The following is a 10,067-nucleotide window of genomic DNA, read 5'->3' as shown; positions in this document are numbered from 1 at the left end:
CGGGGTTCCGGTGGTGCCGGATGTCAGCAGGATGATGTCGCTCTTGCGTTCGGCGGCCGCGGGCCGCTTGCCGAGGTTGGACTCGATGAGCCGATCGAGCGTCACACCGTCGGCGGCTTCATCGGTCCAGGCGAGAATGCGCGTGGCGTCGGGTTTGTCGGCCATGGCCCGCTCGACGATCTCGGAGAACTCCTCGTCGTAGATGACGATGTCGGCGCCTTCGCGATCGACCACCTCGGCAAGCGCCGGGCCCGCGAACGAGGTGTTGAGCAGGAGCACATCGGCGCCGATGCGATTCGACGCCACCAGCGACTCGATGAAACCGCGGTGGTTGCGGCACATCACCGCAACGGTTTTCGGCGTGCCGCCGGGCAGGTTCTGCAGACCGGTGGCCACGGCGTCGCAGCGGTCGTCGATCTGCTTCCAGGTCAGGGTGCCGCGCTCGTCGACGAGTCCGGGACGGTCGGGGCAGCGCTGCGCGGCCGCGGCGAAACCGACGGTCGCCGTCATCCCCACGCGGCGCATCGCCGCACCCATCCGCAGGTACTTGTCGGGTCGTAATGGCGCGATCAGGCCGGCCCGCCACAGTGTCTGCACGAGTCCGAGAACGTCGGCCATGGCTCAGCCCAACACCGGGAAGCGGCGTTCTGTGGCGAGTTCGTCGAGCGCGGCCTGCATCACCGAGCGCACGTGCGCGTCGACCTCCTTCACGTCCGGGTCCTTCCCGAACTGCTCGACCACATTAATCGGCGGCAGGACCCGGGTGGTGATCTTGGCGGGCAGTGGCAGGTTCGGCGGGAAGAACACCGACAACCCGAACGGAAACCCGACGCTGATCGGCAGAATCTCGGCGCGCAACCGTTTGAGCCCGATGCGCCGGGCGATGGAATCGCCACGCGCGAGAAACAGCTGGGTCTCCTGGGCGCCGATCGACACCATCGGCACGATCGGGACACCGGCGTCGATCGCGGTGCGCACATATCCCGTGCGGCCGGCGAAGTCGATCACGTTTTCCGTGAACGTCGGCCGGTACGAGTCGTAGTCACCGCCCGGAAAGACCAGCACGACCGCACCCTCGCGCAGCGCCTTGGCCGCGTTCTCCCGGTTGGCGCCGATCACCCCGGCGCGACGCAGCAGCGTGCCGACGGGCCCGACGAAGATCGCGTCGTGTCCAAGCGTGTACACGGGACGGTCGAAGCCGAACTTCGCGTAGAAGGCCGGCGCGAAGACGAGGACATCGGGAGTGAGCATCCCGCCGGAGTGGTTGGACACCAGCAGCGCTCCCCCGGCGGGCGGCATGACATCCAGGTCGCGCACTTCAGCGCGGAAGTACCGCTTGATGAGTGGGCCGACCCTGTTGACGATCCCCCGGGTGAACTCGGGGTCCCACTTTGCGACTTCCGGCTTCTGCGCCCCGTTGCTACTCATGCCGCATCTGTCATACCCGCGCCCGCCCTCCCCGCCACGTGAATATGCTACTTTCGTAAAAAGAGAATGTCATATTCGCAGGTGGGAGGCGTAATGGCGGGGACGGTACTGGTGACCGGCGGCTTCGGCCTGGTCGGTTCGGCCACTGTGCGCAGGCTGGCCGAACTCGGACGCACGGTCGTCGTGGCCGACCTGGACACCCCGGCCAACAGGAAAGCACAGTCGAAGCTGCCGCGGGGCGTCACCGTGCGGTGGACCGACCTGACCGACGAGGCATCCGTGCAGAGGCTGGTCTCGGACGTCGCGCCCGAGGCGATCATCCATCTGGCCGCCGTGATCCCGCCGCCGATCTACAAGAATCCGAAGCTGGCGCGGCGCGTCAACGTCGACGCCACCGCCACGCTGGTGCGCATCGCCGAACAACAGCCGACTCCCCCGCGCTTCATCCAGGCGTCGAGCAATGCGGTCTACGGTGCCCGCAACCCGCACACCGCCAGTGCGCCCGTGCGTGCGGACGATCCGATGCGGCCGTGCGATCTGTACAGCGGCACCAAGGCGGAGGCCGAGTCGGTCGTGCGCGCGTCGACGCTGCCGTGGGTGGTGCTGCGCCTCGGCGGCGTGCTGAGCACCGATCCCAACGCGATGCCGATGAGCGCCGACGCCCTGTACTTCGAGAGCCTGCTACCGACCGACGGACGCCTGCACACTGTCGACGTCCGTGACGTCGCGTGGGCCTTCGCCGCCGCCACCACAGCCGACGTCGTCGGCGAGATCCTGCTGATCGCCGGCGACGATTCACACCGGATCCGGCAGCAGGAGGTGGGCGTGGCGCTGGCGGCTGCCCGGGGCCTTCCGGGGGTACTACCGCCGGGCAGGCCCGGCGACCCGAACCGCGACGATGCGTGGTTCGTCACCGACTGGATGGACACCGCTCGAGCGCAGGAGGCATTGCAGTTCCAGCACTACTCGTGGCCCGACATGCAAGCCGAAGCCGCCAAGAACGCGGGCTGGACGCGTTACCTGATGCGCCTGCTGACCCCGCTCGCACCGCTGCTGCGCGCGATCCTCGAACGCCGCGGCGCATACCGCAACACCCCCGGCAAGTACGCGGATCCGTGGGCCGCCATCCGCGCCCGACTCGGCGAGCCCGCGTGGGATCAACCCCGCGAACTGTCCTGACCGCCTAGTCTTCGGCGGGTGGAGACGTTCAACGGACGCGCCGCGGTGATCACCGGCGGCGCGAGCGGCATCGGTTTCGCCGCCGCACAGGAATTCGCCCGGCGCGGGGCGCGCATCATGCTCAGCGACATCGATTCGACGGCGCTCGATCGCGCGGTGGCCGACCTGCGCGCCGACGGCGTCGACGCCCACGGAGTGGTGTGCGATGTGCGCAAGCTCGATGACGTCAACCGGCTGGCCGACGAGGCCTTCGGCGTGTTCGGCGACGTGCATCTGGTGTTCAACAACGCCGGCATCGCCTACGCCGGGCCGATCGTCGAGACCAGCCACGACGATTGGCGGTTCGTCATCGACGTGGATCTGTGGGGACCGATCCACGGCGTCGAGGCGTTCCTGCCTCGGCTGATCGCGCAGGAAGCCGACAGCCACATCGCGTTCACGTCGTCGTTCGCCGGGCTGATCCCCAACGTCGGGCTGGGGCCGTATTGCGTCGCCAAGTACGGCGTCGTCGCGCTCGCCGAAACGCTGTCGCGGGAGGTGCGCGGCAACGGGATCGGTGTGACTGTGCTGTGCCCGATGATCGTCGACACCAACCTGCTGGCCAACACCGAACGCGTCCGCAGCGACGACTACGGCCCGGCCAGCGCGTCGGATGCGGAAACGGTGCAGCAGCTGGCCTCGGACCCGAGCGACGACTCGGTGCTCAACGTCGAGGAGGTGGCCCGCCTGACGGCTGATGCGATCGAGGCCAACCGGCTCTACGTGTTGCCGCACAGCGCGGCTCGCGGTTCGATCCGCCGCCGCTTCGAGCGCATCGACCGCACATTCGAGGACCAGTCCGCCGCCGGCTGGACGCACTGACGCGCTCACCCCGGCGGGCCGAGCGTCGGCCTGCCCGTCCGCGGATGGTGATACCAGCCGCCCGCGGCGTGGGTGCCGCCGTCGACATGGATGGTCTGGCCGGTGATGTAGCTGGCCATGTCGGACGCGAGAAACACTGCGGCACCCGCGATCTCGTCGACATGGCCAGGCCTGCCCATCGGTATGCCGGGCGCGACGTCGGGCCGCAACGCGCCGCCGGAGATCTGCATCAGCCCCTCGGTCAGCGTGAGGTCCGGGGCGAGCGCGTTGACGCGGATGGCGTGCGGTGAAAGCTCGAACGCGGCGGTCTGTGTGTAATTGATGACGCCTGCCTTGGCCGCGGCGTAGGCGGCGTATCCGGGCGCGGCCCGTACACCTTCGATCGAGGTCACGTTGATGACACTGCCAGGCCTGCCCGCCTCGACGAGCCGGCGCGCGACGCGCTGGGTGCACAACAGGACGTGACGAAGGTTGGCTTTGTACAGCGCATCCCAGCCGTTCTCCGTCGTCTCGAGAATCGGCGAGTTGAACACGCCGCCGGCGTTGTTGACCAGGATCGACACCTCGCCGAGTTCGGCGACGGTGGATTCGAGCGCGGTGTCGACCTGCGCGCTGTCGCGCACGTCGGTGACGACGCCCAGCGCGCTTCCACCGGCGGCGCCGGCGATTCCGCCGAGGCCTTCGGCGGTTGCGGCGCAGGTCTGCGGATCGCGCTCCCAGATCGCGACGGAGGCCCCGAAGGCCGCCAGCCCTTCGGCGATGCCCTTGCCGATGCCCGCGCCACCGCCTGTCACGACCGCGACGCGGCCGGTCAGCAAGATGTGCGACGGATCGATGGCCACGGGTCGAGTCAACCAGTTTTGGTCGTGCGAATGGTCAGACCCGCTGGCGCCGATCCGATGACGCCCTCTTCCTCCAGCTCGGCGATGTCGTCCTCGCCGAGTCCCAGGCCGGTCAGTACCTCGCGGTTGTGTTGTCCCAGCAGCGGTGCGGGGTCGCGGTGGAAGCTGCGCTTCGACGCGATGCGCATGGGTAGCGTGCTGTGCCGCGCCGCAGGGTTGACCGGATGGTCGACGTTCTCGTAGAAGCCGCGGTGCACCAGCTGCGGAAGGTCGGCCACGCGGTGCGGTTGCATCACCTTGGCCACCGGCACGCCTGCCGCCCACAGGGTTTCGACGATCTCATCAGCGGTTCGGTCGGCGCACCACGCGCTCAGGTGCTGGTCGATGGTGTCGTGGTGGCGGCGCCGGCCTTCGGCCGTGGCGAATTCGTCGGTCGCCCATGCGGGCCGTCCGAGCGCGTCGAGGAGGCCCACCCACTGGTCATCGGTGGCCACCGCGATCGCCACCCAGTCGTCGGGGCGGCCGAACTCGTCGAGTTCGCTGGTGCGGTAGAGGTTCTGCGGCGCCGCGGTCGGTCCCCGGTTCCCCTGGCGTTGCAGCAGGTTTCCGTATGCGGAGTACTCGATGACCTGTTCGGCGGCGACGTTGAGCGCGGCGTCGACCATCGCGGCCTCGATCCGGACACCTTCGCCCGTCCGACGACGGTGCGCCAGCGCGAGCATCAGCGCGTTGAGCCCGTGCACCCCCGCGTTGGGGTCGCCGACGGAATACGGTTCGACCGGGTTCTGATCGGGATGGCCGGTCAACCAAGTGATCCCGGAACAGTCCTCGATGACGTAGGCGAACGCCGGCTTGTCGCGCCACGGCCCGTCGAGCCCGAACCCCGGCATGCGCATGACGATCGCGTCGGGTCGCAACCGGTGTACCGCGTCGAAATCCAGACCGATCTGGTCGAGCACGCGCGGGGTGTAGTTCTCGACGATCACGTCGCAGGTCGCGATCAGCTCGCGCAGGAGTTCGATGCCGCGCTCCGAGCGGATGTCGAGCGTGACGCTCTTCTTGTTGGTGTTCAGCCCGGAGAAGATCGGCGAGCGTTCCCACCACTGCTCCTCGGTGATCGGCACCCCGGCGATCAGCCGCGTGCCGTCAGGGCGAGCCGTCGACTCGATGTGGATGACTTCGGCGCCAAGGAGCGCGAGCGCATGGGTGCACGACGGCCCGGCCCAGAAGCTCGTCATGTCGAGCACGCGCAGACCTTCGAACGGTGTTCGCGTAACCCCACCCCGGGTCGTGATCTCGGCAGAATCGCGGCCCTGGTGTACCGGTCGCGAACGGTATTGCTCGGTGTGCTCGCCGAGCCTCGGTGCGGGCTGCGGCTCGCGCAGCAGCGAGGGTGTGGTGCGGTACGGGGCGCCGGGCTGGGTGAATCCGTCGCGGGGGTTGGTGACGAAAGTGCCGCGTTCGACGAACTGGTCGAAACCCGTTACGGTGGCTCCGTTTCCGACCGGAGCGTTCGGAATCCGGAAGGCGCTGGACAGTTCGAGGATGTCCTCGACGCGGTTCTCGCGCACCCACTCGTAGATCTGCTCGGCGTGGATGTTGGCCTGTTCGGTGATCGACAGGTCGCCGCCCTCGTCGATCCACTCGTCGTGGCCGACCATCGCGCACAAGTCGAACCACTGTTGTGCGGTGCCGCATCCCAACGCGACCAGACCGTCGGCCGCGGACGCCACCCCGGGGACGGTCAGCCGGCGGCGGTCACGGAAGGGCCGCCCCAGCGCGTCGTGGAACGACACCGAATAGTAAGTGAGGCACAGTATCTGGGCTTCCAGGATCGAGACGTCCACCAGGCCCGACGCCGCCGTTGTGCCCGCCGCCGCGTACGCGCCCGCAAGCCATTCCCCGATCTGGCCCGCGACGTAGACCGGAGCGCGGTCCTGTGCACCTCTGCCCAGGCCGATCATGCCGCCCGACCACGCCTGCAACGTGAACTCGGTGGCGGGTCTGTCGGCCCACGGGCCCTCGAGCCCGAACGGGGTGATCGCGGTGACGGTCAGCTGGCCGTACGCGTCGGCGATCGCGGCGGGCGCGAACTCGTCGAGTTCGGCCACCTCAGAACCGCGCGACCACACCACCGCGTCGGCCGACCGCAGCAGCGCGCGCAGCAAGGCCAGGTCGCCGGCATTGCCCGGGTCGACCACGACGCTGTGTTTCGAGCAGGCCAGAAAACTGAACAACGCTCCGTCACTGCCGGGTTCTATGGGCGTGCCGGACGCCGACCACGCCCGCAGCGGATCACCCTGCGGTGACTCGACTTTGACCACTGTGGCGCCACCGTCGACGAGCAGCTTGCTGGCGTAGCCTCCGGCGATGCCGCTCGACAGGTCAACGATGGTGAGGTCGTCCAGCGCCGGCACTAGTCCTTCTTCCTGCGGTTCGTCTTGCTCAACCGGAACTCCGGCGGGAACTTGTCATCGATGTCGTTGACGGCGTCGGCGAGGCCCACATCGATCGCGTCGGCGAGCATGAAGTCGTCGCCGTCGGGTCGCGCCGCGCCGCCCATCGACTCGAACATCGCCGACAGCAGGCTGCCGAGGTATTCGCCTTGGAACTGCTTGACCACCTCGAAGAACACCTTCTGCTGAAAGACACTGTCCACCGGCCGGTTCCGTGCGCACGCGTGGGCGTACTTGGCGACCTCGGCTTCGAGCTGGTCGCGCGGCACGACCTTGTTGAGGAAGTTGCACGCCAACATCTCGTCGGCGGTGAACGGACGGCCCGTGAACACCATCTCCTGGAACGGTCGCAGCCCCATGGTCATCACCCACGTCCACATCCGCGGGCCCCAACCGAAGTACCGGAACGAGGGATGGCCGAACAGCGCGTCATCGCTGGAGATCACCAGGTCCGCGTCGGCGCACTGGTAGAAGTGCCAGCCGTAGCAGTACCCCTTCGCCTCGACGATGCTGATCTTCTTGAGCTCCTGCAACGCCCGGTTGCCCGCCGCCACGTTGGCGTACCACTGCCCCATCGTCGCGCCGTGCCGGAATGACCCTTTCGGCGGATAGGTGACGTTCGGATCGTCGACGCGCAGCTCGGCCAGCCGCGCGGCGTCGTCACCCTCCATGAACTCGGGTAGGTCCGCACCGCTGCCGAGATTGTCTCCGACACCGCGGATCACGACAACCTTCACGTCGTCGTCGACGCTCGCACCGCGCAACAGGTCGGCGTAGCGCAACCGCGCCGCCGACGTCGGTGCGTTCAGGTACTCCGGCCGGTTGAACGTGATCGTCGCGATCTTGGTCGCCGGATCCTTCTCGTAGAGGACGATGTCCTCGGGGGCGGGCCGACTCCCGGAGTCCGACATGTCAGCCGATTCCGACGCCCGCACCACTCCACAGCGGGCTGGAGGTAAGCACCTCGGCCCCGTCGGCGGTGACGTGCACAGCGTCGCGGCTGAACACCGCACCCACACCCTCCTGCCAGACGTAGCCGCTGACCGCGAGCACCATGCCCGGTTCGAGTACCTCGTCGGCGATGGTGGCCCGCAGGGCGGGGGTCACGACGGGTGAGTCGTAGCCCAACCCGAGGCCGTGTGCGACGGGCATCGCGGGCAGGGGCTCGTCCGCCGCTTCGTAAGCGGCGAGCAGGCCGCTCGCGGGTCGGCCGGGCCGACAGGCCTCCAACAGCCTGTCCCACAGGCGGTTCCAGCGATCATAGAGTTGCGGGACCGCGGACCCCCCGACCTCACCGACGGGCCAGGTGCGGCCGACCTCTCCGACATAGCCGTCGGCCAGCGCACCGGCCGAGAACGCCACCAGGTCACCGTCCTCGATGCGACCGTCGCTGCGGGCGCGTCGCCAGGGATGGTCCTTGCTCGTCACCCACGCGCCGTCCTGGGTGGCGGGTGTGGTGACGCCGCCGGCAGCCATCGCCTCCATCAGCGCTCCGGTCAGCGACTTCTCCGTGGCACCGGCGGCCAACTCGGCGCGGGCCGCGTCGAGCGCCGCTTCGGCCACGCCCAGCGCACCGCGTAACACCGCGACCTCATCGGGCGTCTTGATCCGCCGCGCCGCCCGCAGCGCGGGTTCGGCGTCGACAAGTTCGGCGTTGGGGAACGCCATCGGCAGCAGTTGGGCGAATGTCGGTGTCAGCGAGTCGGTTCCGACCCGCTTGGCGGTCGCCGCGCCGGGCAGCGCCTTGAGCACCTCGACGAGCGTCATCGGGTTCCACGCGAGCCCGTACAGGTGGTCGTGCGGGATCTCGTCGGGGATCCCCTCGTCCCAAGTGCTGTTGAGGTGGATCTCGCCGGTCGACCGAACGACCTCGCAGATCGGTCCGAACGGCCGGGTGCCCGCCACCCACAACTGCGGCGCTCCGGTCACGTAACGCACGTTGGCCTGCCGGCCCAGGACCAGGATGTCGATGTCGCGTTCTTCCATCTGGGCCAGCGCACGCTCGCGGCGGCCGCGACGCAGATCGGCTGCGTCAGGCAATATCTCTGTGCTCATTTAGGGGCCGATCCGTTCCTGTCCGTAGGGCGCGTAGGGGTAATCGGTGATCGACTGGCAGCCGTCGTCGGTGATGACGACGATCTCCTCACTTCGGTAGCCGCCGGTGCCGTCCTCCCACACCACGGGTTCGAGCACCAGCAGCATCCCGGCCGGGAACACGAAGTTGTCGTCGAACTCCTGGCCGAGATCGGTTCCGATCATCGGCATTTCGGCGGCGTTGGTGCCGATACCGTGACCGAGGTAGAAGTGCGGCAGCCACGGCTTCGTTCCGCCGTTGGCGGCGATCGCCGCGCGGGCGAGATCACCACTTGTGGCGCCGGCCTTGGTGACCGACAGCACGGCGGACAGAATCTCACGCCACTTGTCGAACTGCGCCTGCTGGCGATCGCTCGGCTCGTCGCCGACGAGCCACGTGCGGCCGAAGTCAGAGCAATAACCCTTGTAGGTGATGCTCACGTCGGTCCACAGCACGTCCCCGCGCTCGAGTTCGCGCTCTGTGGTCAGCAGGGGCAGCGCCAGGTCTCCGGTGGTGGTCCAGACCGAACCGCTGGTCTTCGTCGTGGGCATCACCTGCCAGATGGCCTCGAGCATGTTGGCCGTCGCGCCGAGCTCGAACGCGCGCCGGACGAAGGCCGCGGACAGGTCGACCTGCCGAACCCCGGGGGCGAGCGCCTTCTGCACGTCCACCATCGCCTCTTCGGTGATGCGGCAGGCGCTGCGGACACACGAAATCTGATCGGGCGTCTTGACCAGCTTGGCCGGACCGACGACCTGCGCCGCGTCCGACGGCGGACCCGAGGGGAACAGCGTGGCCGACGCGCGGCGCATCGCACCGGTCAGCTCGTCGACCGCGACCTTCCCGCCCGTGGGCACCAAGTCGGCCAGCACCTTCGCGAAATGTTCGACGCCTTCGTCGAACTCGAGGTAGAGCGGTCCGTGGACATGGTCGTCGGGCACCTCGGTCTGCGACGACGACCCTTCCCGCAGCGGCATGAACAGATGCGGGTGTGGATCGTCGGCGAGGACGATCGCCACTGGGCGCTCGACGTGCGACAGGCCGGCGTCGAGCAGCGGCCAGCTGATGCCGGTTGCGTACACGACGTTGCCGTTGCCGAGCAGGACGAGCGCGTCGACGCCCTTCTCCCGCATCGAATCACGCAGCCGGGCACCGCACTCCCGGTACATCCGGGCCAGATCCGGGGTGTCCGGAATGTCGATCTGCGCCGATTGTGGAGCGACTGTG

9 protein-coding genes are annotated in these 10,067 nt (G+C 68.4%); 2 read left to right on the top strand and 7 right to left on the bottom strand.

The features are described 5' to 3' along the window. Together A5752_RS16085 and A5752_RS16080 are read right to left on the bottom strand one after the other, a co-directional pair. Nucleotides 1-618, bottom strand: a 618-nt coding sequence (locus tag A5752_RS16085; RefSeq protein ID WP_156613920.1) for an AMP-binding protein, incomplete at its 3' end; no start/stop codon positions are given. A 3-nt stretch (nucleotides 619-621) separates the two neighbouring features. Continuing rightward, nucleotides 622-1,428 carry a lysophospholipid acyltransferase family protein gene (locus tag A5752_RS16080; RefSeq protein WP_067087503.1) on the bottom strand — a complete coding sequence of 269 codons (807 nt, stop codon included), beginning with the start codon at nucleotides 1,426-1,428 and terminating at the stop codon, nucleotides 622-624. A gap of 93 nt (nucleotides 1,429-1,521) precedes the next feature. Between A5752_RS16080 and A5752_RS16075 the strand changes: the two genes are divergently transcribed. Both A5752_RS16075 and A5752_RS16070 read left to right on the top strand, forming a co-directional pair. Continuing rightward, nucleotides 1,522-2,607, top strand: coding sequence for an NAD-dependent epimerase/dehydratase family protein (locus A5752_RS16075; protein WP_067087501.1), 1,086 nt, complete (start codon nucleotides 1,522-1,524; stop codon nucleotides 2,605-2,607). Nucleotides 2,608-2,625: 18 nt separating this feature from the next. Then, on the top strand, nucleotides 2,626-3,468 hold the full coding sequence (locus A5752_RS16070; protein ID WP_067087499.1) for an SDR family NAD(P)-dependent oxidoreductase: 843 nt from the start codon (nucleotides 2,626-2,628) through the stop codon (nucleotides 3,466-3,468). Nucleotides 3,469-3,473: 5 nt separating this feature from the next. Here A5752_RS16070 and A5752_RS16065 read toward each other — a convergent pair whose 3' ends face one another. Genes A5752_RS16065 through A5752_RS16045 form a run of 5 tightly spaced genes read right to left on the bottom strand, consistent with a single transcriptional unit; the run spans nucleotide 3,474 to nucleotide 10,009 of the window. Further along, a complete protein-coding gene (locus tag A5752_RS16065; RefSeq protein ID WP_067087498.1) occupies nucleotides 3,474-4,310 on the bottom strand; it encodes an SDR family NAD(P)-dependent oxidoreductase in 837 nt (278 codons plus the stop codon). Between the two features lie 8 nt (nucleotides 4,311-4,318). Continuing rightward, nucleotides 4,319-6,727, bottom strand: coding sequence for a CaiB/BaiF CoA-transferase family protein (locus tag A5752_RS16060; RefSeq protein WP_231983432.1), 2,409 nt, complete (start codon nucleotides 6,725-6,727; stop codon nucleotides 4,319-4,321). Next, on the bottom strand, nucleotides 6,727-7,677 hold the full coding sequence (locus tag A5752_RS16055; RefSeq protein ID WP_067087511.1) for an enoyl-CoA hydratase/isomerase family protein: 951 nt from the start codon (nucleotides 7,675-7,677) through the stop codon (nucleotides 6,727-6,729). The genes A5752_RS16060 and A5752_RS16055 overlap by 1 nt, the downstream gene beginning before the upstream one ends. A 1-nt stretch (nucleotide 7,678) precedes the next feature. Then, nucleotides 7,679-8,821, bottom strand: a complete 1,143-nt coding sequence (locus A5752_RS16050; RefSeq protein ID WP_067087496.1) for a M24 family metallopeptidase — start codon at nucleotides 8,819-8,821, stop codon at nucleotides 7,679-7,681. Further along, a complete protein-coding gene (locus tag A5752_RS16045) occupies nucleotides 8,822-10,009 on the bottom strand; it encodes a M24 family metallopeptidase (RefSeq protein WP_082963921.1) in 1,188 nt (395 codons plus the stop codon). It abuts the gene before it with no gap. Nucleotides 10,010-10,067: the final 58 nt, after the last annotated feature.

This window comes from Mycobacterium sp. 852002-51961_SCH5331710 (genome assembly GCF_001665535.1).
GTDB lineage: Bacteria > Actinomycetota > Actinomycetes > Mycobacteriales > Mycobacteriaceae > Mycobacterium.
Note: the sequence above shows the minus strand (reverse complement) of the source record. Positions and strands in the feature narration are given on the sequence as shown.